This is a genomic window from Brachybacterium sp., from assembly GCF_052095815.1.
Lineage (GTDB): Bacteria > Actinomycetota > Actinomycetes > Actinomycetales > Dermabacteraceae > Brachybacterium.
Map to the genome: position 1 here is coordinate 50,988 of NZ_JBQDLF010000011.1, position 25,161 is coordinate 76,148.

General features: G+C 71.0%; 19 protein-coding genes. 11 read left to right on the forward strand and 8 right to left on the reverse strand.

Annotation, left to right across the window (positions count from 1 at the left end):
* Positions 1-163: 163 nt before the first annotated feature.
* Positions 164-778: an NUDIX hydrolase gene (locus ACTH43_RS06750; protein WP_441444159.1), complete on the forward strand. Its 615-nt coding sequence runs from the start codon at positions 164-166 to the stop codon at positions 776-778.
* Here ACTH43_RS06750 and ACTH43_RS06755 read toward each other — a convergent pair.
* Positions 754-1,494: a M48 metallopeptidase family protein gene (locus ACTH43_RS06755; RefSeq protein ID WP_441444160.1), complete on the reverse strand. Its 741-nt coding sequence runs from the start codon at positions 1,492-1,494 to the stop codon at positions 754-756. The genes ACTH43_RS06750 and ACTH43_RS06755 overlap by 25 nt on opposite strands.
* Positions 1,495-2,033: 539 nt before the next feature.
* Between ACTH43_RS06755 and ACTH43_RS06760 the strand changes: the two genes are divergently transcribed.
* Entirely contained in the window at positions 2,034-2,192 is a 159-nt protein-coding gene (locus tag ACTH43_RS06760) for a DUF5679 domain-containing protein (protein WP_137771171.1), read from the forward strand.
* A 225-nt stretch (positions 2,193-2,417) separates the two neighbouring features.
* On the opposite strand, the gene ACTH43_RS06765 is transcribed toward ACTH43_RS06760, so the two are convergent.
* The 3 genes from ACTH43_RS06765 to nudC all read right to left on the reverse strand — a co-directional run bounded on the left by ACTH43_RS06765 (position 2,418) and on the right by nudC (position 6,152).
* Positions 2,418-2,711 carry a WhiB family transcriptional regulator gene (locus ACTH43_RS06765; protein WP_441444161.1) on the reverse strand — a complete coding sequence of 98 codons (294 nt, stop codon included), beginning with the start codon at positions 2,709-2,711 and terminating at the stop codon, positions 2,418-2,420.
* A gap of 320 nt (positions 2,712-3,031) precedes the next feature.
* Complete coding sequence (locus ACTH43_RS06770; protein ID WP_441444162.1) at positions 3,032-5,155, reverse strand: ATP-dependent DNA helicase UvrD2; 2,124 nt, start codon at positions 5,153-5,155, stop codon at positions 3,032-3,034.
* A 79-nt stretch (positions 5,156-5,234) separates the two neighbouring features.
* Complete coding sequence (gene nudC / locus ACTH43_RS06775; protein ID WP_441444163.1) at positions 5,235-6,152, reverse strand: NAD(+) diphosphatase; 918 nt, start codon at positions 6,150-6,152, stop codon at positions 5,235-5,237.
* A 48-nt stretch (positions 6,153-6,200) separates the two neighbouring features.
* Here nudC and ACTH43_RS06780 point away from each other — a divergent pair, with 48 nt between their 5' ends.
* Entirely contained in the window at positions 6,201-7,166 is a 966-nt protein-coding gene (locus tag ACTH43_RS06780) for a phosphotransferase (RefSeq protein ID WP_441444164.1), read from the forward strand.
* Between the two features lie 59 nt (positions 7,167-7,225).
* On the opposite strand, the gene ACTH43_RS06785 is transcribed toward ACTH43_RS06780, so the two are convergent.
* Both ACTH43_RS06785 and ACTH43_RS06790 read right to left on the reverse strand, forming a co-directional pair.
* Positions 7,226-10,570: an ATP-dependent helicase gene (locus tag ACTH43_RS06785; RefSeq protein ID WP_441444165.1), complete on the reverse strand. Its 3,345-nt coding sequence runs from the start codon at positions 10,568-10,570 to the stop codon at positions 7,226-7,228.
* Positions 10,567-13,734, reverse strand: coding sequence for a PD-(D/E)XK nuclease family protein (locus ACTH43_RS06790; RefSeq protein WP_441444166.1), 3,168 nt, complete (start codon positions 13,732-13,734; stop codon positions 10,567-10,569). Before ACTH43_RS06790 ends, ACTH43_RS06785 begins: the two co-directional genes overlap by 4 nt.
* A 154-nt stretch (positions 13,735-13,888) precedes the next feature.
* On the opposite strand from ACTH43_RS06790, the gene ACTH43_RS06795 reads away from it, so the two are divergent.
* The 4 genes from ACTH43_RS06795 to ACTH43_RS06810 all read left to right on the forward strand — a co-directional run bounded on the left by ACTH43_RS06795 (position 13,889) and on the right by ACTH43_RS06810 (position 18,641).
* A complete protein-coding gene (locus tag ACTH43_RS06795; RefSeq protein ID WP_441444167.1) occupies positions 13,889-14,551 on the forward strand; it encodes a TetR/AcrR family transcriptional regulator in 663 nt (220 codons plus the stop codon).
* Between the two features lie 58 nt (positions 14,552-14,609).
* On the forward strand, positions 14,610-14,831 hold the full coding sequence (locus ACTH43_RS06800; RefSeq protein WP_441444168.1) for a DUF3107 domain-containing protein: 222 nt from the start codon (positions 14,610-14,612) through the stop codon (positions 14,829-14,831).
* 23 nt (positions 14,832-14,854) lie between these two features.
* Positions 14,855-16,573 (forward strand): metallophosphoesterase family protein, encoded by a 1,719-nt coding sequence (locus ACTH43_RS06805; RefSeq protein WP_441444169.1) that lies wholly within the window; start codon positions 14,855-14,857, stop codon positions 16,571-16,573.
* 103 nt (positions 16,574-16,676) lie between these two features.
* Complete coding sequence (locus tag ACTH43_RS06810; RefSeq protein ID WP_441444170.1) at positions 16,677-18,641, forward strand: DEAD/DEAH box helicase; 1,965 nt, start codon at positions 16,677-16,679, stop codon at positions 18,639-18,641.
* Positions 18,642-18,772: 131 nt separating this feature from the next.
* On the opposite strand, the gene ACTH43_RS06815 is transcribed toward ACTH43_RS06810, so the two are convergent.
* Positions 18,773-19,657, reverse strand: a complete 885-nt coding sequence (locus ACTH43_RS06815; RefSeq protein ID WP_441444171.1) for a PHP domain-containing protein — start codon at positions 19,655-19,657, stop codon at positions 18,773-18,775.
* A gap of 97 nt (positions 19,658-19,754) precedes the next feature.
* Between ACTH43_RS06815 and ACTH43_RS06820 the strand changes: the two genes are divergently transcribed.
* Genes ACTH43_RS06820 through ACTH43_RS06835 form a run of 4 tightly spaced genes read left to right on the forward strand, consistent with a single transcriptional unit; the run spans position 19,755 to position 24,452 of the window.
* Positions 19,755-21,245 carry an aminopeptidase P family protein gene (locus ACTH43_RS06820; protein WP_441444204.1) on the forward strand — a complete coding sequence of 497 codons (1,491 nt, stop codon included), beginning with the start codon at positions 19,755-19,757 and terminating at the stop codon, positions 21,243-21,245.
* The gene (locus ACTH43_RS06825) at positions 21,242-22,591 is read left to right on the forward strand and encodes a magnesium transporter MgtE N-terminal domain-containing protein (RefSeq protein ID WP_441444172.1); all 1,350 of its coding nucleotides are present in this window, start codon (positions 21,242-21,244) and stop codon (positions 22,589-22,591) included. Before ACTH43_RS06820 ends, ACTH43_RS06825 begins: the two co-directional genes overlap by 4 nt.
* 2 nt (positions 22,592-22,593) lie before the next feature.
* The gene (locus ACTH43_RS06830) at positions 22,594-23,196 is read left to right on the forward strand and encodes a DUF1003 domain-containing protein (RefSeq protein WP_441444173.1); all 603 of its coding nucleotides are present in this window, start codon (positions 22,594-22,596) and stop codon (positions 23,194-23,196) included.
* Between the two features lie 14 nt (positions 23,197-23,210).
* Positions 23,211-24,452: an Mrp/NBP35 family ATP-binding protein gene (locus tag ACTH43_RS06835; RefSeq protein WP_441444174.1), complete on the forward strand. Its 1,242-nt coding sequence runs from the start codon at positions 23,211-23,213 to the stop codon at positions 24,450-24,452.
* A 184-nt stretch (positions 24,453-24,636) separates the two neighbouring features.
* Here ACTH43_RS06835 and ACTH43_RS06840 read toward each other — a convergent pair whose 3' ends face one another.
* Positions 24,637-25,050, reverse strand: a complete 414-nt coding sequence (locus ACTH43_RS06840) for a twin-arginine translocase TatA/TatE family subunit (RefSeq protein ID WP_441444175.1) — start codon at positions 25,048-25,050, stop codon at positions 24,637-24,639.
* Positions 25,051-25,161: the final 111 nt, after the last annotated feature.

Genomic DNA, 25,161 nt, shown 5'->3' on the forward strand with positions numbered 1-25,161 from the left:
GCCGGACCCGAGGGCTCCGACAGCCCCAAGGGTTCCGACGGCCCCGAGGGCTCCGACGGCACGAAGGGTCCCGACGGTCGCGAAGGACCCGCCGGTCCCGAGGGAGGCGACAGTCCCGAGGGAGGCAACGACACCCCCGATGCCGAGGGGCGCTGATCATCTCGTGACTGACGCCACCAGCTCCACCAGCTCCTCCCCCGCGCTCGCAGAGCTGGACAGGGCCCGTCACGCGGTCAACGGGCCCGCGCTCGCCGCTCAGTACCTCGAGCTGCTGCAGCAGAATCCGCGGGCGCTGTACCGGGACGGCGGGCCCCGGCATCTCACCGCGAGCGCGATCGTCGTCGACGGTCCCGCCGAACAGGTGGCGCTGGTGTGGCATCTCAAGGGGCGCTTCTGGGTGCAGCCGGGCGGGCACCTCGAAGAGGGTGAGACCAGTCTGGAGATGGCCGCGCGTCGTGAGGTCTCCGAGGAGATCGGGATCGACGACCTCGAGACTCTGGGGCAGGGCCCTGCCGTGCTGAACCGTCATGGTCTCGATGCGGCGTTCGGCGCCTGCCGCGAGCACTGGGACGTGCAGTTCCTGTTCCGGGCGTCGGCACCCGCCGCGGAGCTGCCGCTCACTGTGAGCGAGGAATCCGGAGAGGTGCGGTGGGTGCCTTGGCCGCTGCTCGGTGCCGGTCCGGCCCGCGACAGCTCCGCGTTGCCTGAGGGCACCGTGCCCGATCTGGCGGCGAGCCTCGAGGGCCTGGCGCCCTATCTCGCGCGGTGGAGCGGCTGAGCGGGCGCTGAGGCCCTCCTGCCCTCTCGGGCGTCGCCGTCCACGCTGCGCTCGCGGTTGTCGCTGTCGTCGCCGTCCGCGCTGTCCTCGCCGGCTTCGCCTTCCACGCTGTCCTCGCGGACGTCGCTGTCGTCGCTGCCCCCGCTGTGCCTCCAGCCCTCGCCGTCCTGCGGCAGATTCTTCGCCCAGGAGACGCCGTCGAGGAATCCCTGCGCCTTCTGCGCCTGCGGGTAGTTCGCCATCAGCGCCTTGAACTCCGGCCCATGGCCCGGCACCAGCAGATGTGTCAGCTCGTGCATCATCACCGAGCGCACCACATAGTCGGGCATTCCCTGCAGATGATGCGAGAGCCGGATCGTGCCGTCGGATGGCGTGCACGACCCCCAGCGGTGGTTCTGCCGAGTGGACCAGGTCACGGAGCTGGGATGCGCACGCCCGCCGAGATAGGCCTCACTGACCTCCCGTGCCATCGCGAGCAGCGACGCGTCGCTGCGACGCGCCGGCGCCCGGCGAGCCTCCTTGCTGACCAGCTGGTCGACCATCTTCGTCACCCATTGACGTTCCTGGCGGGCACTGAACGTCGCCGGGATGGCGATCACCAGATCGCCTTCACGACGGGTGATGGAGACGGTGCGACGGCGGCGCGCGCTGCGCCGCACCAGCACCCGCTCCCCGCGGGGACCGGCGACATGCTCATGGAGGACGAGATCACTCATGGATCACAGCCTGGCACGTCTGCGGGGCAAGAAAAGTTCATCCACAGCTGTGCACTGCAGAAGCGCCGGTCAGACCGTTATGGCCGGGAAACATGACGGTTCCTCCACAACGGCGGCACCGTGATCGACATTCTGTCCACAGTGGGAGGAGGGTTGTCCACAATCGGTCCCCGATCGTTCTTTGACCTGCGTGGTCCACAGGCGCTAAGTTCTCCTGCACGTGGGACCCCGGGATAACTAGTAGGACGCACACGGGGAAGGTGCGCGTGGTACTGAGCGCCCCCGAGGTCCCACGGCCCTTCCAGGCTTCTTGCCGCCTTCGGGGCCTCCGATGTCGGCTCGTTGCGCGCACTTCCTCGGCTCTTCTCAGAGCCCCCTGAACCCGAAGCGCGCGACGGGCCGCCCCGATCGGGCCACACCCCACAGTCTCCTGATTCGTGCCCGGCCTTCCCGCACCATTACAGTGGAGCGGTCCCGGCGTCGCGGTGAGAGCTGCGTATCTGGGAATGTTCATCATCGACAAGCAACGAGGAGCGGATATGGCCGACGAGACCTATGCCGGAGAGTTCTACTGCGTCAAGTGCCGCGAGAAGCGAGAGGCCGAGGGCAACGTCGTCGTCTCCAACGGTCGTCGCATGGCCAAGGCCGTGTGCCCGGTGTGCGGCACCAAGCTGAACCGAATCCTCGGCAAGGCCTGACGTACCCCCTTGATCGACGTGCTGCGAGGGACGAGCGGCAGAAGCTCGGGCCGGGTCACGCCCACCTGAGCGACGTACCGCGTCCCGCAGCACCGAAGAAGGCCCCGAACCACACGGTTCGGGGCCTTCTTCGATCTCGCCGTCGTCGATCTCGTCGCCCGGCGCCCAGGAGCTGCGCCGGCACGACCGAGGCCGGCACGCCCGAGACGGCGAGGCCGGAGCCGCTCATGCGGCGTCCTGCTCCCGGTTCTTCCGGGGCCGGCCACGGCCGCGCTTGACGGCGATGATGCTGCCGCCATCGAAGATGGCACCGCCCCAGACTCCCCAGGGCTCTGCCCGCTCGAGGGCACCCTGCCGGCACTCCGCGATGAGCGGGCAGCCGGCGCACAGGGCCTTGGCCTGTTCGAGCTCTGCGGGCCGCTCCGCGAAGAAGAGGTCGGCGGCGTCCGTGTCATGGCACGGCAACATGGTCGCGGAGTCATCCGCGGGGTTCAGGAAAGTGGTCAGAAGAGTAGTCATCGTCTCGCTGCTTAGAAGTCCGTCAGGAAGGACGTGCCCGGTGGGGGCGGGGGTGCGGCGGCGGTGCCGCACCGGCAGCGAGGGAAGGCCTCGTCAGCTCAGGCTGGGCACCGCGGGGGCATTGCCCCGTTCGCGCTGCAGAAGGGAGGGCGCGCCCGTGGGGCGCAGTCCTGCTCCTGCAAGATTCCAAGTGCTGTTCACAGAGGCCACCCCCTTTCGTAAGCGCGCGTCCCGGTGTCCCGGACCACGACGTGGACGATTGACATGGATGACTCTACACCTCACGCCAGGATCGCAAAAGTATTTTTTGACCTGCAGTTTCAGTCTTTTTCGGAGGGAGCTCCGAGCAGGTCGAGCAGGTCGTCGCCGAAGCTCGCGACCTTCCCGGGCCCGATTCCGGGAACGGCCAGCAGCTCCTGTTCGGAGCGCGGCGCCCTCTCGGCGACCGCTTCGAGGGCGGCGTCGGTGAGGATCGCGTAGGGCGGGGTGCCGCGCAGACGGGCCTGGTCACGGCGCCAGCTGCGCAGCGCGGTGAGCAACCCCTCCCCTGCGGGCGAGGGACAGCCGTCATGCCGTCCGCGCCGCTGCTCCTTCGGGGTCACGAGACCCTGCCCGCACACCCGGCATTCCGCATAGACGGTGGCGGTGCGGCGACCGGTGCGGCGGGCCGCGGTCCCGGGGGCCGTCTTCGGCGCATCGGGATGGTCAAGGACCCCGTCGAGGAAGCGTGAGGCCTTGCGTGAGCCGCGCGCTCCGGGGGTGCGTGCGGCGGACCAGCTCACCGTGAGCAGGTCGCGGGCCCGGGTGAGGGCGACGTAGAACAATCGCCGCTCCTCCTCCACCTCAGCGGGGGTCTTCGCCATCGAGATCGGGAGCAGCCCGTCGCTCGCGCCGACCACGAACACCACCGGCCATTCCAGGCCCTTCGCAGCATGCACCGATGCCAGGGTCACCCCGTCCACGACCGGCGCGGCCTGGGACTCCGCCCGCTCCTCGAGCTCGCGGACCACGTCGGTCATGGTGGTGCCGGGCCGTGCGGTGATGGTGTCGGTGAGACCCACCAGGGCGTTCAGCGAGTCCCAGCGGTCGCGGATCGCCCCGGTGGTCTCCGGGGCGGCCGGCGCCCAGCCCTGCTGGGAGAGGATGTCGCGCACGGCACGGGCCGGGTCGAGCTGCTCGACGCGGGCGGCGGCGCGCAGCGACACCATGGCGCGGCGCACCTCCTGGCGTTCGAAGAAGCGGTCCCCTCCGCGCACCAGATATCCGATGCCGCGGAAGGTCAGCGCCTGCTCGAGCGCCTCGGACTGGCTGTTGGTGCGGAACAGGATCGCGATCTCGGAGGCGGGCCTGCCCTCAGCCACCAGATCGGAGATCCGATCTGCGATGCCGTCGGCCTCGGCAGGGTCGTCGGCGAAGGACTCCACGATCGGCGGCGGACCGCTCTCGCGCTGGGAGATCAGGGTGAGGCGGGTATCTCGGGTTCGACCGTGCGCGCCGTCCAGGACCGTGTTGGCCATCCTCACGATCTCGGGGGTCGAGCGATAGTTCCGCTCGAGCCGGATGGTGCGGGCACGTTTGAACTCCTTGCGGAAATCCAGCAGGTAGGAGGCACGGGCGCCCGCGAAGGTGTAGATGGTCTGGGCGGCGTCACCGACCACGCAGAGGTCATCCGAGGTGCCCAGCCAGAGTCGCAGCAGGGCATGCTGGAGGGCGGAGACGTCCTGGTACTCGTCGACCACGAAGTGCTTGTACTGGCTGCGCACCTCGCGGGCGACGTCCGCGCGCTCGGTGAGGAAGCCGACCATGTGCAGCAGGACGTCCTCGAAGTCGATCACCCCGCGCTCCTTCTTCACCTCCTCGTACTGGGTGAGGATGCGCGAGATGGAGCGCGAGTCGAAGCCTGCGACGCCCGGCCGACGGGTCTGCAGGGCCGCCTCCGGATAGGACTCGGGGGTGAGCATCGAGACGCGCGACCACTCGACCTCGGCGACGATGTCCCGCAGCGCGGCCCGATCAACGCTCAGGTGCAGTCGCTGGCAGGCCTCGCCGATGCCGGCGAACTTGTTCGGCAGCAGATCCGGCATCGCCCCTCCCACCACACGCGGCCAGAAATGGCGCAGCTGCCGCAGCGCCGCGGCGTGGAAGGTGCGGGCCTGCACCGCGGGGACGCCGAGGTCCCGCAATCGCGAGCGCATCTCGGCGGCGGCCTTGGCGGTGAAGGTCACCGCGAGCACATGGCGCGGGTTCAGCTGACCGGTGGCGACCCCATAGGCGATGCGGTGGGTGATCGCACGGGTCTTCCCGGTGCCGGCGCCGGCGAGCACACAGATCGGGCTGCCGAAGCTGCTCGCCACCTCGCGCTGCTCGGGATCGAGCGCGGCGAGCAGCGACTCGGCATCGGTGGGTGCGGAGGGGTCAACGGCGGGGGCGGAATGGTCGGTCATCACCGTTCATCCTGCCAGGACCGGGTGACGGTCCGGGGGCCGCTGTGGACGGCAGGTGCCCCACACCACCTCTGGGGGCTCACCGCTCGGCGGAGCGCCCGTACCAGTCGTCGATGAGGGCACGGCCCATGGAGGCAGAGCCGGGCAGCGCGATCTCCTCCGCCTCGAGAGCTGCGGCGAGCTCCTCGCGGGTGAACCAGCGGGCCTCGGCGATCTCGTCCTCCTGCAGCGTGAGCTCGGCGGCGTTCGGAGCCCAGGCGCGGTAGCCGAGCATCAGCGAGCGGGGGAAGGGCCAGGGCTGGCTGCCCATGTACTGGACCTCCTCCACGATGACCCCGACCTCCTCGGCCACCTCGCGGGCCACCGCGTTCTCGAGGCTCTCACCGGGCTCGACGAAGCCGGCCAGCACGGAGTGGAAGCGGCTGGGGAAATGCGCGTTGCGGGCCAGCAGCAGACGGTCCTGCCCGTCGCGCACGGCCATGATCACGGCGGCGTCGGTGCGGGGGAACTGCTCGACGCCGTCCTCCTGGCAGCGCAGCACCCAGCCGCCCATCTCCGCCTCCAGCATCGCTCCGCACAGCGGGCAATGACGCATGGACCGGTGCCAGAACCCCATCGCGACGGCCGCTGCGGCCAGATCGGCGTCGTGATCGTGGAGCCTGTCGGCGACGCGTCGCAGGTCACGCAGGTCACGGCCGGGAGCGTCGAGCTCGGCGCTGGGCTCGGGCACCTCGACACCGAGCACGCGGTATCCGTCACGCCGTCCCAGCAGCACCAGCGGCTGCAGGGTCCCTTCGCGGGGATCCTCGGTCTCCAGCAGCGCGTGGAGAGTGCCGTCCTCGTCCTCGCGCAGGGCGACCGCACCGGCCCTGGTGACCAGGTATCGGGCGTCGTCCCCCGGGGAGAGGATCTCCGGGTCGCTGCGCAGCAGCGCATCGCGGTCGGAGCCTAAGAGGGTGAGCGGGGTGCTGAGGTGGGGGCCACGGATTTTCGCCATGCTCCGAGCCTACGTGGAGCGGACGCCTCGGCCGGGTACGGTGGTCGGGTGCATCGCAACTCCTATTCCCTGGCTGCCCTCTCCGCGGCGGCGGTCCCCGGGCTGATCCCGGTGAGGACCATGCCGATCGCCACCCCGGCCGAGGATCTCGACGTCGCCGGCATCGTCGGCGAGGACGGCCGACGGGTGATGATCCTCTCCCCCGCCTCGACCGCGTCGGGGATCCGGCTCGAGCGCGATCTCAAAGTGGCCGATGCTCTCGCGGGCACCCCGCTGCGCAGCGTGATCCCGCCGGTGCTCGGATTCGTGAAGCTCTCCGAGGGAGGTCGCTGCGTGGTCACCGAAGCTCCCGCCGGCCGTCCGCTGATGCTCGATGCCCTGCACGGGAGCGCGGATCTCGCCCGCTCGCTGGGACAGGTGCTGGCCCGGATCCATACCGTCCCCCGCTACGCCGCCGAAGCCGCTGGAGTCGAATCCTTCACCCCCGAGGTGCTGCTCGCCGAGCATCGCGCACGGATCGCCACCGCCAAGGCCGGCGGGCATCTCCCCGCCGCCGTCGCCCAGCGCTGGGACGCGCTGCTCGAGGACGAGGAGCTGTGGGACTTCACCCCGCAGTTCGTGCACGGGGACCTCTCGGAAGAGAGCCTGTTCATGTCCGGTCACCGCGTCAGCGCGCTGCGTGACTGGTCCTCCTCGAAGGTCGCGGATCCCGCCTCGGACCTGGCCTGGCTGATCTCCTCCCTGGATCCGGAGCGGTTCGATGAGCTCTACGGCTCGTACCGCGAGGAGCTGCCCACCTCGACCCACCCGCGGCTGATAGAGCGTGCTCAGGCGCTCGGCGAGTTCGCCGTCGCCGAATGGCTCGCACACGGTCTGGAGATCGAGGACCAGGAGATCGTCGCCGACGCCCGAGGGATGATCGCCGACCTCGATGCCGACCTCGCCCAGATCGCCCGGGACGAGGCCGAGCGCGCCTACGAGGAGATGAGCTCCCGGGAGGACGGCTCGCACTGAGCCCGCAGCGCAGGACGAGCCCTCCCGTGGGGCGCCCTCACGTCACTCCCCCATGAACGTCACTCCCCCGCGAGCATCTGCGCGATCTTCTCGCGGGAGGGGTGACGGCGCACCTCGTGGGTGACCCCATCGGCCACGAAGTGGAAGGCGGTGCGGATCCGGGCGAGCGGCAGCCCTGTCTGCTCGTGCCAGGCCAGGCGGTAGAGCGAGAGCTGGAGGGCGCGTTCGCGCAGCTGGGCGGGGCGCGGGACTCGGCCGGTCTTCCAGTCCACGATCATCACGCCCTGGGTGCCGTCGGTCCCCTCGGGGTCGGCGAAGACCGCGTCGATGATGCCCCGCACCGCGATCTCCCCGATCCGGGTGTGGACGGGCTGCTCGACCGCGAGCGGTGAACGGTCAGCCCACTCGGATGCCGCGAAGGCGTCCCGCAGGCTCCGATCGTCGGCGCCGGGCCCCTCCTCGTGGTCCTCCGCGTCCTCCAGGTCCAGCAGGTCCTCGAGGTCCAGCAGGGTCGCGCTGTCGTAACGGGACTCGAGCCAGGCATGGAAGGCGGTGCCGCGGGCGGCCGCCGGAGAGGGGCGGCGCGGCAGGGGGCGCAGCAGGTCGATCGCCGCGGCGTGGGGATCCCGGGCCTGGTGGACCACCTGAGAAGCTGAGAGCCGCGGCGGGGAGTGGACCAGCGGCGGGGCGGCCTGCTGCTCGATGTCCGCGACGGCGCGCCGCACCAGCTCGGCGAGCTGCGGGTCCGCCGGCGCATCGTCCGTCGCTGCGGCGTCGGTGAGCAGCGCTGCGGCGCGGGCCCGGGCGCGCTCCTGCTCCCCGGGGGCCGGCGGCCACTGCGCCTGCGGGCGTTCGCTCTCCAGGGGGTTCTGCTCGGGGATCTCCTGGACGGTGCGGAAGCGCTCGGGCACCAGGTCCCCCACTTCGGTGAGATAGCGCGAGCGGGGCCGGGCGGAGGCGAGCCCGCTGCGCCAGGCGGCAGAGGTCAGCAGCAGGCGGCGGCGCGCCCGGGTCACCGCGACGTACATCAGCCGGCGATCCTCCCGCAGCGACTCCTCGCCCTGGGCGAAGCGGTAGTCCTCGATGAGTCCTTCGGCGTCGACCTGGGTATCTGCTTCGGCCCAGGCCAGCTCCGGGAGGGTCTCTGCGTCGCCGCGCAGGGCGGTGGGCACCGATGCGGAGGCGAGCTTGCCCAGCCAGCCGTCCCCGGGTACCCGGGTGCGGCCCGCCTCATCGGTCTTCGCCCGACGCAGGTCGTAGGAGGGGACGGTGCCCTCGGTGAGCCCGGCGACGGCGACCAGGTCCCATTCCAGGCCCTTGGCGGAGTGCATGGTGACGATCGTGACCGCGGCCGGGTCATGCGCGGTTTCGGGGGCGGCGGTGACGGCGAGCCCTGCCTCCTCGTCCTCGCTGATCTCGAGCAGGTCGAGATAGGCGCCGAGCCCACCGCGCCTGGCGGTGCGGTCGAACGCTGCAGCATGGTCACGAAACGCTTCGAGATCGGCGAGCGCCCGGGAGTCGGGCTCGGATTCCAGCAGCGTGAGGTCGACGTCCAGCAGCCGGGTCGCGGCGGTGATCAGGTCCGGCAGCGGCAGCGGGAGCAGTCGTCGCAGCTCGCGCAGGAGCTGCTGGACCTGGAGCAGCCGGGCCCGTCCGGTGGTGGTGAGGGATCGGCCGGAGGGGTCGGTCCAGTCAGCGGGCGGGAGGTCGTCGACCGCGTCGATGAGCGAGACGGTCTCCGCCTCGTCCTGACCGCCCGGAGCCTCTCCATCGCGGCGCAGGCGAGAACCCATCCGGTCCCGCCAGCGGCCCAGCACCGCGAGGTCCCGGGCTCCGAGCCGGAACCGGGGCCCGGTCAGCAGGCGCATCAGCGCGTCCCCGCGGCCGGGGTCGTAGGCGCATTCCAGCACCGCTCGGACATCAGCGACCTCGGGGCGGTGCAGCAGCCCGCCCAGACCCACCACCTCGACGGCCAGCCCCTGCTCCTGAAGTCCTTCGACCAGGGCGGGGATCTGGCGGCGGGCGCGCACCAGCACCGCGGCCGACGCCGGCGCCTCGTCATCTGCGCCTTCCGCCCGGCGCTCGAGGACCCAGCGGCCGATCGCGCGTGCCTCGGCGCGCTCGTCGGCCGCCTCGATGATCTCGCAGGCGCCCTCCCCCGCCCCGGGCCGGGGCTGCAGCTCGGGGATGGTGAGCCCCGCATCGGCGTGGCGCAGCGGGGCTGCGAGCCGGTTCGCCGTTGCGAGCACTGCCTGGTCGTTGCGCCACGAGGTGGACAGCGTGCGCTGCAGGACACTCTGCTCGGGGGTCGCGAAGGCGTCGGCGAATCCCGCGAGCGAGGCGGCGGAGGCTCCGCGCCAGCCGTAGATCGCCTGCTGCGGGTCGCCGACGGCGCAGGCGGCATGGCCGGGACCGAAGAGGTCGGTGAGCATCTGCAGCTGCGCCACGGAGGTGTCCTGGAATTCGTCCAGCAGCACCACCTTGTGCATGCGCCGCGCGAGAGAGCTCGCGGCCGGTACCTCCCTCGCCACCCGGGCTGCGAGGGAGACCTGGTCGGCGAAGTCGAGGGCGGAGGCCTCGGCGCGGATCTCGGCGAAGCGTTCGAGCAGCGGGATCAGCGCGAGCCGGGACTCGAGTGCCCCGAGCACCTTGGCGACCTCCTTCGGGGTGGTGCGGCGGCGCCCCTCGACCTGCAGCGGGATCTGGGACAGATGCTCGTGGATCTCGTGCAGGTGGGCGGCGAGCTGTGCCGGGGTCACCAGGTGATCGGCCAGCGACGAGGTCAGCGAGAGCAGTGCGGCGGTGAGGGTCGCCGGGGAGGCCTCGAGGTCCAGCGAGTCGTCCCAGCCCTCGATGATCTCGTGGGCGAGCTGCCAGGAGGCGGAGGTGGACATCATGGTCAGCTCGGGGTCGATGCCGACGGCGAGCGCATGCTCGCGCACCAGGTCCAGGGCGAAGCCGTTGTAGGTGTGGACCACCGGGCGCTGCCCCACCAGGTCATCGCCCCCGCACTCGAGGCCGCGCGGGAGGGGCAGGCCTTCTGCGCGCAGCGCGGTGGCGAGGGTGCCGAGGCGGGCACCGATCCGCTCGGCGAGCTCGTGGGCGGCCTTGCGGGTGAAGGTCAGGCCCAGCACCTGGCGGGGCTCGACGATCCCATTGGCGATCAGCCACACCACCCGGGAGGCCATGGTCTCGGTCTTCCCCGAGCCGGCTCCGGCGACCACCAGCATCGGGGCCAGCGGCGCCTCGATCACCGAGGTCTGCTCGGCGGTGGGCGGGGGCTGTTCGAGCAGTGCTGCGAGGGACGCGGCGGAGTGGCGGGCCCTCTCGGCGGTGCTAGCGATGCCGGCGATGTCGGCGATGTCGGCGGTGCCGGGGGTGTCGGGGGTGTGCGGCGAGGTCACAGCTGATCTCCTTCGGGCTGCAGCGGGCAGCTGCTGCGCACGGCGCAGTGGGTGCAGTGGGCGTTCACGCGGGCGGTGACCTGGTCTCCGGACACGTCGCGGGAGACTTGCTGGACCAGGTCGTCGAACCAGGCGGGGTCCTCGGCGCGAGGCAGGGCAGTCTGGGTGCGCACCGCGGCCTTCTTCCCGCCGGTGCCGACGTAGACCAGCTGGGCTCCGTTGAGCCGCTCGGGGGCATCCTCGCCGAGCTCCTCGTTCAGCGCGCCCTCGCGCACCGCCGCCTGGTAGGCGGCCAGCTGGAGATCCTCCTCGGCCTTGGCAGCGCTCTTCGCGGCGCGCCCGGATTTGAGGTCCACGACCCGCAGCCCGGTCGCATCGCCCTCGATCCGGTCGATGCTGCCGCGCAGCTGCACCCTGCCGAGCTCCACCTCGAAGGCGGCTTCGACGGCGAGCGGCTCGCCCGCACTGCGCAGATGCTCGGCGAGCAGGCGGGCGGCGTCCTCGGCGCGACGCACCCGGCGCCGGCCGGACCAGGTCTCGGTGCCGGGCACGGTGCGCAGCAGGGTGTGCAGCTCACCGAGCAGGTCCTCCTCGGGCCCCTCCGGGCCACGGGGATGGACCTGCGCGAGATGGTGGAGGGCGGTGCCGATGAGCTGCGCGGGCCCGCCTGAGCGGGTGCCGCCCGCCCGTTCCATCAGCCAGGACTGCGGGCAGTCCACCGCGCGTTCGAGGGCGGAGGGTGAGAGCCGGATCGGGGTGCCGTCCTCGTGCAGCGGCTCGGTGGAGCTGGGCTCCTGGTGATACCAGCGGGCGGGATCGGCGCCCGGGGCCCCGGCGCGGCCCAGGGCTGTCAGGGCGAGCGCCGCATCACGGATCTGCTGGGGGTCCTCGTCCTGCAGACGGCGTCGCAGGGCCGCGACCAGTCGACGGGCGTCGGGCGCGGGGCCGGGGTCCCGACGCAGGGTCTCGACATCGACCCACGGCGCCTGGACCAGCGCCTCGAGGGCGTCGAAGAGTGCGGAGGGCTCGCTCTGCTCATCCTCCACCGCGGTGACCAGCACACGCCGTCGGGCCCGCGCGAGAGCGCTGACGGCCAGGCGCAGCTCGTCGGCGAGCACCTGTTCGCGCTGGAGCGCCCGGAGGGCTTCGAGCTCGAGCGGGAGCTCGCCGCCGCGGCGAGCTCCTGCCCACAGCGACAGCTCGGCGGCGCCGAACAGGGTCGAGCGCAGGCGCAGGTCGGGCCAGGCGCCTTCCTGCAGGCGGGCGAGCACCACGGTGTCCCGGTGCTCGCCGGCGAGCTGGGCGGGGGTGAGCACGGCGATACGGCCGCGGGCGGTGGCGGCCGGTGCGAGGGTGTCCTCGACGACGGCCTGGGCGCGGATCTGCTCGACCAGGTCCAGCGCCCCGGCCCCGGGGCGGCGGTCGGTGAGTCGTTCTGCCGCGGCGAACAGCTCCAGCAGGGCGTCGAGCCGGGAGGACGCCATCCGCGAGCGCGCACCGTCGACGTCGCCCGCATCTCCCAGGGCGGCGCGGCGCCAGCCGGAGGCGAGGCCGGAGGCGTCCCAGGCGTGCCAGAGCACCTGCTGGGCGTCGGCCCGGCGATGCTCGCGCACCGCACGGATCATGTCCCGCACCCGGTGCACGGGAGCGGCGGCGCGGCCCTTTGCGTCCGGTGCGGGGAGCCCCGGCAGCTCGGGGTCGACCAGAGCGCGGGCGAGCAGCTGCTCGCTGGTCGCCGTGCTGTCCGGCTCCGTGGCACGGTGGGCTCCCAGCAGCAGCCGACGGATGCGTCGCAGGCGGAGGGTGTCCGCATCGCCGAAGGGACCGCGCAGCAGCTCATCGGCGATCCTCGGGTCGAGCGCTGCGTCCGCGGGGGCGAGGCCGATCTCGAGGATGGTCATCAGATCCGCGACCGCGGGGACCTCGCGCAGCGGCTGGGGACGGCGCGGTGCCCGCACGGGCAGACCAGTGCGGGAGAGCAGATCTGCGACGTCGGCCACGGCGGCTCCGGAGCGGCACACCACCGCCATCTCGTCGTAGGGGACATCCTCACGGTGGTGGAGGTCTCTCAGCGCGGAGCCGATCAGCCGTGCTTCGTCGAGCGGGTCCTGTGCCCGCAGCGCCACCAGTCCCCCGCGGCGGGTGCTGCGCGGGCGTCGGGAGTCCGCCGGTGCGCCCGCCAGCGGAAGCCTGCCCCGCAGCGTGTCGACCACGGCGGTCAGACCCTCCATCTGGGCATGCATGCCGTCCAGGAGCACCTCGGTGAGCGGCCGCGGCAGCAGCTCGCGCAGCCGGTCCCCGGCATCGGGCAGAGCGCCCCGGAAGGTGTCGACCGCAGCATCGGGGCTGCTGCACACCATCACCCTCGCTCCGGCCGCGCGCAGCGCTGCGATCAGGTCGATCCCGGCAGCGGTGAGGTCCTGGGCATCGTCCACCACCACGGCACGGAAGGGCAGGGGGGTCTGCGGGTCTGCGAGCAGGCGCACGGCACGGCGCACGAGGGCGCCGGAGTCCAGGCGGGGTCCGGCGTCCAGGGCGGCAGAGGCCTCGAGGTCGAGCACCCCGAGGTAGTCGCGCAGAAGTGCGGCGGCATCCTGCCAGGCGGGTCTCCCCCGGTCGCGGCCCAGGGACTCGAGCTCGGACGGGGAGAGCCCGAGCTCGGTGGCGCGGGTGATCAGATCCCGCAGCTCGGTGCGGAATCCGGGCAGGGTGCGGGCCGTGGCGTCGACGTCGAGATGCCAGCTCTCGCGCTGTGCGATCAGCTCGGCCAGCAGCGCGTCCTGCTCGGCGCCGGTGACCAGGGTCGGCGCGCCCAGGCCACGTCGAAGGGCGTCGGCGCGGGTGATCGCGTGGCCGAGTGCCGGCGGAGTCATCGCTCGGATCTGTCCGCTCCCGTGCACGGCCAGGGCGTCCCGCAGCCGGCCGGCGGCGACACGCCGGGGGGCCAGCAGCAGCGTCCCTTCGCCGGAGAGCTCGGCGGCGGCCAGCGCGAGCGACGTGCGCCCGCTGCCCGGACCGCCGTGGACGAGCACATCTTCTCCGCCGAGGAAGCTCTCCAGCGCCCGTTGCTGGGCAGGGTCCAGGGCACTGGCGGGGTGGACGGCAGGCAGCGCCTCGAGATCGGGTCCGAGCAGTCGGATCCCTGCACCGGTGATCGTGCCCATCGTTCGCATGACTCCATTCCACCCCACGGGGCCCACAAGCGTTCATACCACCGGGGAGAGCTGACGGCGGTAGAGTGTTCGGGATCACGACGAACCCGACATTTGTCCCGCGGCACGCGCCCACCGCTGCGGTCCGAGACGGAGGCCGATGCCCATGTCCACGTCCGCCACGGCCAGGATGCCCCGTGCTCAGCGCCGCATCCAGCTGCTCGAGCTTGCGACCCGAGTGTTCACCGAGAAGGGCTACCAGGCCACGTCGATGGACGACATCGCCGCCTCGGCAGGGGTCACCAAGCCCGTGCTCTATCAGCACTTCAGCTCCAAGGAATCCCTCTACATCGAGGTCCTCGACATCATCGCCGAGACGATGCTCGAGGAGGTGCGGGCATTGAGCGAGTTCCAGGGCGACACCAGCTCCCGGGTTCGCCGCGGGCTGCATCGCTTCTACCGGTTCGTGGCATTGGACAACTCCCTGCGGCTGTTCACCGGCCACGAGGTGATCTCCGAGGCGGTGCAGGAGCGCGTGGTCGTGGTCCTGGATCGGCTCGCGATCGCGCTGGCCGGCGTGCTGACAGCTTTCCGCCAGGTCAGCGTCGAGGAGTCGCGGATCCTCGGCCGAGGGCTCATCGCCGTCACCCAGACCACCGCGCAGCTGCTCCACAGCGCGGAGGACGAGGAGGCACGCGAGACGATCCTCCACACGATGACCACCACTGTGGTGCACGGGCTGATGGGCTTCGCAGCTCTCGAGAATCCACGGACCGGCGAGGTTGTGCTGGGGGCGGACAGAGAACCCGTGCCCTCCTCCGACGCGTAGACTTCGAACGGCACAGCAACGAACGTCCCCGCCCTGGTGGCGGAGGGAAGGTCAGGTCATGGAGATCCGAATCGGCATCCAGCACTCCCCTCGCGAGATCGTGATCGAGTCCGAAGAGAAGGCTGACGCCCTGCTCGAGCGGCTCGGCACGGCCATCACCGACGGCACCCCCGTCACCCTGGTCGACGACAAGGGACGCACCGTGCTGATCCCCGGGGCGAAGGTCTCCTACGCCGAGGTCTCCACCGAGGAGCCCCGCCGCGTCGGCTTCCTCGGCTGAGACCTGATGATCCCGCGGTCCCTGTGAACGCCGACGAGGACCGGCCCCGCAGCGCGTCGGAACTCGACGAGGACGGCCACGCCGTCCCCGCCGAGGAGCAGCCGGATCCTGAGGAGTCCCCGATCCGTCGGCGCCGACTGCGGCGCCGCCGCGCACGCCTGCTGCATGTCACCACCACGGCGGTGGTGGCGGTGCTGGGCGGGATCGTGGGCCTGCTCCTGGTCCCTGCCACCACGGTCGAAGTGGGCCCGCTGACCGCCAGCGTGCACCTGCGCCCCTCCCTCTCCTCGCAGACGGTGATCCTGCTGCCGCCGGTGGGCGAGGTCACCTTCGACTCCCACACCGCCCCGGTGCGCATCGAGGCCAGGGTCAAGGCCGTGGACGTCGAGAAGGCGGAGGCGCTGTTCTACGCAGATTCCGGGTTCACCGAGCTCCAGCAGTCCGCCCCCGAGGCCATCACGGCCGCCGCGGCGAAGAATGCCGCGCTGAACGCATTGTTCGCCGCCGCCGGTGCAGGGCTCGCTGTGGGGCTGACCTTCCGCCGGGTGCGCCGTGCACTGGTCGCCGGCGGCAGCGCGGTCGCGGTGGTGGGAGCGTCGGTGGCCGCAACCTCGGTGACCTTCTCTCCCGAGTCCCTCAGCCAACCGAAGTTCGAAGGGCTCCTGTCCCAGGCCGCGTACATCGCGGACCTCGGCCAGGGCAAGGTCATCGACTACCAGAGCTATCGCGACACGCTCGCCGAGTTCGTGGGACAGGTCTCCGCGCTGTACATCGCCGCGGATTCGCTGCCGGTGGGGCTGGATCAGGAGAACCTGATCACCGTCCTGCACGTCTCGGACATCCACGACAATCCCCAGGCCTATGACGTGATCGAACAGCTGCACACGCAGTTCGCGATCGACGTGGTGATCGATACCGGGGACATCGTCTCCTGGGGCACTCCGCTGGAGAACGAGCTCCTGCACTCGATCGGCTCCCTCGACGTCCCGTACGTCTACGTCAGCGGCAATCACGACGGCGCCGCGGCCGCGGCCACGATCGAGTCCCAGCCCAATGCCACCGTGGTCGACAACGAGGTGGTCGAGGTGGCGGGGCTGCGCATCGCGGGCATCGGCGATCCCCGCTTCGCGGCCGACGACGACTCCGATGCCGGGGGCTGGCGCGAGGGCGACGAGGCGGTGATCGCAAGCGCCTTCCAGCTCGGGGACACCATCACGGCGTACGACGGCGAGCATCCTGCGGAGCCTGTGGACATCGCGCTGTTCCACGATCCGACCAAGCCTGAGGGGCTGCTGGGGCGCGCACCGCTGGTGCTGTCCGGGCACATGCACACCTCGAAGGTCGAGTTGGATCGCGATGATTCCGGGACCGACTGGCTGACCGTCGGCTCGACCGGCGGCGCGCTCGCGTCCGGCGGGGTCTCGCCGGTGCTCCAGGGAGACGATCCGCTGGACCTCACCGCGCGGATGCTCTATTTCGACAAGAACACCCGGCGCCTGGTCGCCTATGACGACATCGTGATGGGTGGGCTCGGCCTGGTGTCGGTCTCCATCCAGCGCTCCCAGATGCCTGATGAGGTCCCGGAGCTCGAGATCCCCGAGGGCGCCGAGACCCCCGAGGGCACCATTCCGCCCGAGCAGGAGGTCGAGCCCGGCGAGGGCCTGCCCGACGAGGACCGCGTCACGCCGACCGATCCGGTGAGCCCTCTGCCCGATCCCAGCGACGGGGGTCAGGAAGGGTAGGGCTGAGCAGGATCACTGTGAGTGGGAAAGAACCTGATCCGGGTGCCGATTCGGGCATGGGGGCTACGATGGCTATGCATATCCATGATCAGAGAGTTGAACGGTGCCTGAAACCATCCCGCACACCGATGAGGCCGTGTCGGCCTCCCCTGCCGTCGAGCTGAGCTCCGGCACCCCTGCCCCGGCCGAGCCGGAGCAGACCTTCGCCCATTTCGATGTTCGCACGGACATCGTCGAGGCACTGGCCGCGAAGGGCATCACCACTCCCTTCCCGATCCAGTCGCTGACCCTTCCGGTCGCCTTGCGCGGCCGCGACATCATCGGCCAGGCCAAGACCGGTACCGGCAAGACGCTCGGTTTCGGCATCCCGCTGCTGCAGAACTCCGTGGCCCCGGGCGAGCCGAACCCTCAGAACCGGGTGATCGGAAAGCCGCAGGCCCTCGTGGTGCTGCCCACCCGTGAGCTCGCAGTGCAGGTCGCTCAGGATCTTCAGACCGCGTCGGCGAAGCGGCCGATCCGGATCCTCACGGTCTACGGCGGCCGTGCCTACGAGCCGCAGATCGAAGCGCTCGAGAAGGGTGTCGAGGTCGTCGTGGGCACCCCGGGGCGCCTGATCGACCTGATGCGTCAGAAGTATCTGGACCTCTCCCAGGTGCGCACCGCGGTGCTCGACGAGGCCGACGAGATGCTCGACCTGGGCTTCCTCGAGGACATCGAGAAGCTGCTGCAGGCGGTGCCCGGCGATCGGCAGACGATGCTGTTCTCCGCCACCATGCCCGGTCCGATCATGGCGCTGGCTCGCCGGTTCATGAAGCAGCCCACGCACATCCGGGCGCAGGATCCGGGCGATGAAGCCCGCACGAAGGCCGACATCAAGCAGGTCGTCTACCGTGCCCACCAGCTCGACAAGATCGAGGTGATGGCCCGCATCCTGCAGGCTCGCGGCCGCGGCCTGTCGATCATCTTCATGCGCACCAAGCGCCAGGCGGACCGGGTGGCCGGCGATCTCGCCGATCGCGGCTTCGCCGCCGCTCCCCTGCACGGCGACCTCGGCCAGGGCGCTCGCGAGCAGGCGCTGCGCGCCTTCCGCAACGGCAAGATCGACGTGCTGGTCGCGACCGACGTCGCCGCCCGCGGCATCGACGTCACCGACGTCACCCATGTCGTGAACTGGAACTGCCCGGACGACGACAAGACCTACCTGCACCGCACTGGCCGGACCGGGCGTGCGGGCAAGAAGGGCACTGCGGTCACGTTCGTGGACTGGGAGGACCTGGCGCGCTGGGCTCTCATCGCCCGCCAGCTGGGCCTGGAGTCCACCGAGGCCGTGGAGACCTACTCCACCTCCGATCATCTGTTCGCCGAGCTCGACATCCCTGCAGGGGTGAAGGGCACGCTGCCCAAGGGCGCGCGCACCCGCGAGGGTCTCGAGGCGGAGACGCTCGAGGATCTGGGCGGGACCGACCACTCCGGCCGCAGCTCGCGGGAGAGCCGCGGACGTGACGGCGGCCGCAGCCGCGAGGGCGGCCGTGGTCGCGATGGTGGCCAGGACGGTGGCCGCGCTCGTGAGGGAAGCCGGGGACGGGACGGCGGTCGCGAGGGCAGCCGTGACCGTGATGGCAGTCGTGACGGCAGTCGCGGACGTGACCGCTCCCGTGGTGGGCGCAGCGAGAGCCGCGTCCAGGATGGCGAGAGCACGGAGAGCACCGCGAGCCAGGACGTCGCCGGCACCTCGAGCGACGCCGGTTCGAACACTGCTGGCTCCCACACTGCCGGCTCGAACGCTGCCGTCAGCGGCGCGTCCGCCTCCGAGCGTCCCCGCCGCAGCCGTTCGCGGTCGCGCACCCGTCGGGTCAACGGCGAGGTGGTCGACGAGACGCCGACCGGGACGTCGGCCAGCGACAAGAGCGGCGAAAGCAAGAGCGGCGAGAACAAGGGCAGCGGAAGCAAGGGCGGCGAGAGCCGGGGCGAGTCCTCGGGCGATGACCGTCCGCGCCGTCGCCGGTCCCGGGGCGGCCGCGGTCGCTCCGGCGGCAACAGCTCCGGAGCTGCTCCGCAGGAGGGCTGAGGCCCGCGGAAGGTCAGCTCCTCGAGGATGCTGAACCCCGCACGGTCGCAACCGAGCCTTCACGGTGGGCCATGAACGGCGGCCCATGAACGATGGCCCATGATCAGGCAGATCATGGGCCATCGTCATGCTCAGGGCCGGATGATGCGGGTGCCGCTGGTGGCCCGTGCTGCGATCGACTCGAGCACCTCGGGGGCGGTGAGATTCTCGCCCAGCTCATTGGGCTTGCCGCTGCCGTGGAAGTCGCTGCCGCCGGTGATCAGCAGGTCGTGCCGCCGGGCGAACTCGCGCAGCCGTGCGGTCTCCGCCTCGTCGTGCTCGCGGTGGTCGACCTCGATGCCGTCCAGCCCCGCGTCGACCATCGCCTCGAGCAGCGCGAGCGGCAGGTCGTCGTCGCGGGTCACCGAGCCGGGATGCGCGACGATCGAGACGCCGCCCGCCTCCCGGATCGCACGCACGGCGGCCAGCGGCGAGGGGGCATAGTAGGGCACGTAATAGGGGCCGGAGGGACGCAGCACCTCGGTGAAGGCCGCAGAGCGGTCCGGGACCACCCCGGCGGCCACGAGCGCGTCCGCGATGTGCGGGCGACCGATCACGGTGGTCTCGCCGGCGACCTGGGCGGTGACGTCCTCCCAGCTGAGCGGGTGGTCCACGGAGATCAGCTCGACCATCCGCCGCGCGCGCTCGACCCGTGAGGCGCGGGCGCTGGCCATCTCCTCAGCCAGGTCGGAGTCCGGCGAGGGGTCCACCAGCAGCGCGAGGATGTGCACGCTCGAGCTCTCGTGCTCGCTCGAGACCTCGATCCCCGGCACAGCCGCCAACCCGCTGGCGGCCACCGCCGCCGGCAGCTCGGACCAGCCATCCACGGTGTCGTGGTCCGTCAGAGCCAGCACGTCCAGGCCTGCTGTGCGGGCCTGCGCGAACAGCTCCCCCACTCCCGTGGTGCCGTCGGACCACGAACTGTGGGAATGCAGATCGATGCGCTGGCTGTCTGGGGAGTCTGACCTCTCACTCATACGACCAGGGTAGACCGCGACATGAGAACATCGTGGTGTGAACACCGAGAGCGTCAAGAGCACCCAGAACACCGAGAGCGCCGAGAGCGCCGAGCGGATGAGGGACCTCGCCTGCCGAGGAGATTCCCGCTCCCAGCGCCCCAACAATGAAGCCTTCCGAGAGTTCATCTCCTCCGGCTGGGACGAGACCGTCCCCGATGCCGCCCGCCTCGAGTCTGCGGACGCCACCCCGGCGCGCCGGGATGCGCTGGTGCGCCGCCTGCCCGGTACCCGCCTGGTGCTGCCTGCCGGTGTGCTCAAGGTGCGCTCCAACGACACTGACTACCCCTTCCGGCCCGATACCGCCTTCGCGTACTTCTCGGGCCTCGGCACCGATGAGGAGCCGGACAGCGTGCTCGTGGTCGAGCCTTCTGCCGAGGACCCCGAGACTGCGGAGGCGACCTACTTCTTCCGTCCCCGCGCCGGGTTCGACACCGATGAGTTCTATGCCGATTCCCGCTATGGCGAGATGTGGGTGGGACGTCGGCCCACTCTCGTCGAGGCCTCGCAGCGCCTGGGCATCGAGGTCCGTCACATCGAGGATCTGCGCGATCACCTTGCGAAGGATGTCGGCGCCCAGCTGTCGCTGAGCGTGATGCCGGGCGTGGACGCCGCCGTGGAGTCGATGGTCGAGGAGATCCGCGGCCAGAACGGCCTGCCCGGCGGGGACGAGGCCCTGGGCGAGCATGCCGCTCTCAAGGAGGCCGCGAGCGAGCTGCGCCTGGTCAAGGACGAGTACGAGATCGGGCAGCTGCAGAAGGCGGTCGACGCCACCATCCGCGGCTTCGAGGACGTCATCCGCCACCTGCCGGAGGCCGTCGGCCATCCGCGCGGCGAGCGCGTGATCGAGGGAGTCTTCGCCGCCACCGCACGGGCCGACGGCAACGGCGTCGGCTATGACACCATCGCCGCCGCCGGCGACCATGCCTGCACCCTGCACTGGACACGCAACCACGGCGTCGTGCGCGGGGACGAGCTGGTGCTGATCGACGCCGGGGTCGAGGTCGATTCGCTGTACACCGCCGACATCACCCGCACCCTGCCCGTCGCCGGCACCTTCTCACCGGTGCAGCGGAAGATCTATGAGGCGGTGCTGGCAGCCTCGGACGCCGCCTTCGCAGTGGCCCGTCCCGGGCTGCGATTCCGTGAGCTGCACGCCGCGGCGATGGAGGTCCTCGCCCATACGCTCGAGGAGTGGGACCTGCTGCCCGGCACCGCGGAGGAGTCACTCTCCCCCGAGGGCCAATGGCATCGACGCTGGATGCCCCACGGCACCAGCCACCACCTGGGGATGGACGTGCACGACTGCGCCCAGGCTCGCCGCGAGATGTACCTCGACGCGGAGCTCGAGCCGGGCATGGTCTTCACCATCGAGCCCGGGCTGTACTTCAAGGAGAACGACCTGCTGGTCCCCGAGGAGCTGCGCGGCATCGGGGTGCGCATCGAGGATGACGTGCTGGTCACCGCCGACGGCGTCCGGAACCTCTCCGCCGCCGCACCTCGCGGCGCCGACGAGGTGGAGCGCTGGATCGCCGAGCTGCGGCAGTGAGCACCACGGCTCAGCCGCGCTTCTACGCGGCCCGGCTCGCCGGCACCTCGGTCTTCGATCCCATCGGAGACGTGGTGGCGACGGTCCGTGACGTGGTGGTGGTGCCGCAGTCCCGCACCAGCGCGCGGGCCGTCGGCCTGGTGGTCGAGGTGTCCGTCAAGCGCCGGGTGTTCCTCCCGATCACCCGGGTCACCTCCATCTCCCCCGGCCAGGTGATCTCCACCGGGGTGCTCAACGTGCGACGTTTCGAGAAGCGCACCGGCGAGCTGCTGGTGATCGGTGAGCTGCTGGATCGGGCGGTGACGCTCCTCGACGGCACCGGCGAGGCGACGGTGCTGGACATCGCGCTGGACCAGAACCGTCACCGCGACTGGGACGTCTCCCGACTGCACCTGCGCCGCCGCCGCGTGGGCAGCTCGCTGAGCCGGCTGGTCACCCGCGGCCAGACCCTCACCGTCGAGCTGTCCGAGGTCTCGGGGCTCTACGGCACCCAGGCTGAGCAGTCCGCGCATCTGCTGGCCGCGTCCTATCAGGATCTGAACCCTGCCGACCTCGCCGAGATCATCCAGGAGCTCGAGCCCAAGCGCCGGATCGAGCTCGCCGGTGAGCTGGCCGACGAGCGCCTCGCCGACGTTCTCGAGGAGCTCCCCGAGGACACCCGGGTCGAGGTGGTCACCGGGATGGACGCCACCCGCGCGGCGGACATCCTCGATGCGATGGATCCCGACGACGCCGCGGACCTCGTCCAGGAGCTCCCCGAGCATGTCGCCGCGCACCTGCTGAACCTGATGGAGCCCGAGGAGGCGGAGGACGTCCGCCGCCTGCTCGCCTATGACGAGTACACCGCCGGCGGCATGATGACCACCGAGCCGCTGATCGTCGCGCCGGAGACCCCGGTGGCGCACTGCCTGGCGATGATCAGCCGCGAAGCGGTCCACGCCGCTCTCGCCTCGACCGTGCACGTGTGCCGCTCCCCGCTCGAGACACCCACCGGGAAGCTGCTCGGCATCGTCCACTTCCAGCAGCTGCTGCGGGAGCGTCCGGACCGCCCTGTCGGCGAGATCATCGATCCCGACCGGGTCGCGGTCGAGCCCTCCGCCCCGCTGTCCACCGTCACCCGCGAGATGGCGACCTACAACCTGGTCTCCATCCCGGTGATCGATGAGGACGGCCGCCTGCTGGGCGCGGTCACGGTCGATGACGTGCTCGACCATGTGCTGCCCGATGACTGGCGCGAGCAGGACGAGCCGCCGCCCGCCACCGGACAGATCGATCTGTCGGAGATCGCCCGGGCCACCGCCCGGGACGCCGAGGCCGCCGCCGCGGACCGCACGAAGGGAGAGTGAACATGGCAGAGCGCAACCCCGCCCCGCTCGATGATCCGGCACCCCGGCGCCGGCCGCTGCTGCGCAACCCCTTCCGCGGAGACACCTTCGGGCGCGGTGCGGAGGGCTTCGCCCGGATGATGGGCACCCCGGCGTTCCTGGTCGGCATGACCATCTTCTGCGCGGTGTGGCTGACCTGGAACTCGCTGATGCCGGAATCGGCGCAGTTCGATCCCCGGGCCCTGAATTTCACCCTGCTGACGCTGATCCTCTCCCTCCAGGCCTCCTACGCCGCGCCCCTGCTGCTGCTCGCGCAGAACCGTCAGGACGACCGTGATCGCGTGCAGGTCGAGCAGGATCGCCAGTCCAACGAGCGCAACCACGCCACCACCGACTTCATCACCCGAGAGATCGCCTCGCTGCGCCTGGCGCTGAACGATGTCGCCACCCGCGACTTCGTGCGCGGCGAGCTGCGCGATCTGCTCGACGATCTCGAGGCGCCTCCCGCGCCCGCCCCCGACGCCGACGCTCTGCGCGCGATCCTCCGTGAGGAGGTCGAGGCGGCGCTGGTCCGCCGTGACGCAGGCGACGGCGCCACGTCATCGAAGGAGCAGCATCCTCAATGAACGCTTCCGACCCCATGAATGCATCAGACCCAGTGAACGCGTCCGACCCCCGGAACGCCTTCGAACAGCCCGCTCCCGCGCACACCACCGGCGAGCAGCCCACCGAGCATCCCGGTGACGGACAGAGCGCTGAGGATTCGCGCGTCGCGCAGATCCGCGAGGCCCTGAACGGGGTGATCGACCCCGAGATCCGCCGTCCCATCACCGAGCTCGGCATGGTCGGCTCCGTCGACGTCGATGCCGAGGGCGTCGCGAAGGTTCATGTGCTGGTCACGATCGAAGGCTGTCCGATGCGTGATCGCATCGAGCGCGAGACTGCGGAGGCGACCGCGACCGTGCCCGGACTCTCGCGGGTCGAGGTCTCGACCAGCGCGATGACCGAGGAGCAGCGCAGCGAGCTCACCAAGCGGCTGCGCCAGGGCCGCCGCCAGATCCCCTTCAACCAGCCCGGCTCGCTGACCCGGATCTTCGCGATCTCCTCCGGCAAGGGTGGGGTCGGCAAGTCCACGGTGACCGCGAACCTCGCCGCGGCGATGGCGGCCGACGGACTGCGCGTGGGGGTGATCGATGCAGATATCCATGGCTTCTCGATGCCCGGCATGTTCGGCATCACCGACCAGCCCACCAAGGTCTCCGATCTGCTGATGCCTCCGGAGGGCCACGGGGTGGCGGTGATGAGCATCGGCATGTTCGTGCCCGAGGGGCAGGCGGTCGTCTGGCGCGGACCGAAGATGCACCGGGCGATCGAGCAGTTCGCCTCGGACGTCTTCTGGGGTGACCTCGACGTGCTGCTGCTGGACCTGCCGCCCGGCACCGGAGATGTGGCGATCTCCGTGGCCCAGCTGCTGCCCAGTGCCCAGATGGTCGTGGTGACCACGCCCCAGCAGTCCGCCTCGACGGTGGCCGAGCGGGTGGGCTCGCTGTCGACCTCGACCGAGCAGGAGGTCGCCGGGGTGGTCGAGAACATGGCCGGGCTGACCCTGCCCGACGGCACCGTGATGGATGTCTTCGGCACCGGTGGCGGGGATCGCGTCGCCGCGACGCTCGCCCGTGCCGTGGGGCACGACGTGCCCGTGCTGGGCCGGATCGCGCTGGATCCCGCGCTGCGCGAAGGCTCGGACCGGGGCGTGCCGCTGGTGGTCTCCGACCCCGATTCGCCGACCGCGATGGCACTCAAGGGTGTGGCCCGAGCGCTCGTGCGCAAGCCTCGCGGGCTGGGTGGGATGAAGCTGCCGCTGACGGTCGCCCGGTCCTGACAGGGGCACTCGGTCTTCAGGCCCGGGGCCGTCGGCTCCGGGGTGTCAGTTCAGGGGCGTCAGTTCAGGGGCGCCAGATCCGGCTGCGGAGTCCGCTCAGGTGGATGCTGCCGTCAGCTCAGGCGGCTGCCGCCGTAGGCTCAGGTGGATGCCGCCGTCGGCTCAGACGGATTCTGCCGTCAGCTCAGGTGGCTTCGTCGTCGAAGGGCGCCCGCTTCGGGGCCTTGTCCTTCGCCGACTTCGAGCCGGACTTCGCACCCTTCTTGGCGGCACCTGCTGCGGCGCCCCCGGCGGCGATGCTCATCGCCTCCTTGCCGGGCAGCAGCTCCTCGAGGTCGGTGTCACCCCAGGCCTCGCGGATGATGCGGCGAGGATCGTACTGGCGGGGGTCGTACTTCCGGAGGTCCTCGATGGCGATGCCCATCTCGTCCTCGACGGTCGAACGTGAGTCGTCCACCCAGCGGCGCGCCTGGCGCACCCACGAGATCAGCTGCCGGGTGACGTCAGGAAGACGCTGCGGCCCGACGAACACCAAGAACACGATGAGCAGGACGACGAGCTCCCACCCACCGAGGCCGATGAATCCGGTGCCGCCCATTGTCCACCTGTACGTCTCGAGGTCCGCTGATGCCTGACATTATTGCATCGCGCACCGCGCGGGGCTCACAGGAGCGGCGGCTGTCGTAGGATCGGCCAGATCAGAAGAGTG

Excerpts from the sequence above, each read along its gene's own strand:
- ACTH43_RS06755 (WP_441444160.1), bottom strand. The coding sequence starts at position 1,494 with ATGAGTGATCTCGTCCTCCATGAGCATGTCGCCGGTCCCCGCGGGGAG.
- ACTH43_RS06835 (WP_441444174.1), top strand. The coding sequence starts at position 23,211 with ATGAATGCATCAGACCCAGTGAACGCGTCCGACCCCCGGAACGCCTTC.
- ACTH43_RS06795 (WP_441444167.1), top strand. The coding sequence starts at position 13,889 with ATGTCCACGTCCGCCACGGCCAGGATGCCCCGTGCTCAGCGCCGCATC.
- ACTH43_RS06815 (WP_441444171.1), bottom strand. The coding sequence starts at position 19,657 with ATGAGTGAGAGGTCAGACTCCCCAGACAGCCAGCGCATCGATCTGCAT.
- ACTH43_RS06770 (WP_441444162.1), bottom strand. The coding sequence starts at position 5,155 with ATGACCGACCATTCCGCCCCCGCCGTTGACCCCTCCGCACCCACCGAT.
- ACTH43_RS06830 (WP_441444173.1), top strand. The coding sequence starts at position 22,594 with ATGGCAGAGCGCAACCCCGCCCCGCTCGATGATCCGGCACCCCGGCGC.
- ACTH43_RS06790 (WP_441444166.1), bottom strand. The coding sequence starts at position 13,734 with ATGGGCACGATCACCGGTGCAGGGATCCGACTGCTCGGACCCGATCTC.
- ACTH43_RS06800 (WP_441444168.1), top strand. The coding sequence starts at position 14,610 with ATGGAGATCCGAATCGGCATCCAGCACTCCCCTCGCGAGATCGTGATC.
- ACTH43_RS06760 (WP_137771171.1), top strand. The coding sequence starts at position 2,034 with ATGGCCGACGAGACCTATGCCGGAGAGTTCTACTGCGTCAAGTGCCGC.
- ACTH43_RS06840 (WP_441444175.1), bottom strand. The coding sequence starts at position 25,050 with ATGGGCGGCACCGGATTCATCGGCCTCGGTGGGTGGGAGCTCGTCGTC.
- ACTH43_RS06765 (WP_441444161.1), bottom strand. The coding sequence starts at position 2,711 with ATGACTACTCTTCTGACCACTTTCCTGAACCCCGCGGATGACTCCGCG.
- nudC (WP_441444163.1), bottom strand. The coding sequence starts at position 6,152 with ATGGCGAAAATCCGTGGCCCCCACCTCAGCACCCCGCTCACCCTCTTA.
- ACTH43_RS06820 (WP_441444204.1), top strand. The coding sequence starts at position 19,755 with ATGAGGGACCTCGCCTGCCGAGGAGATTCCCGCTCCCAGCGCCCCAAC.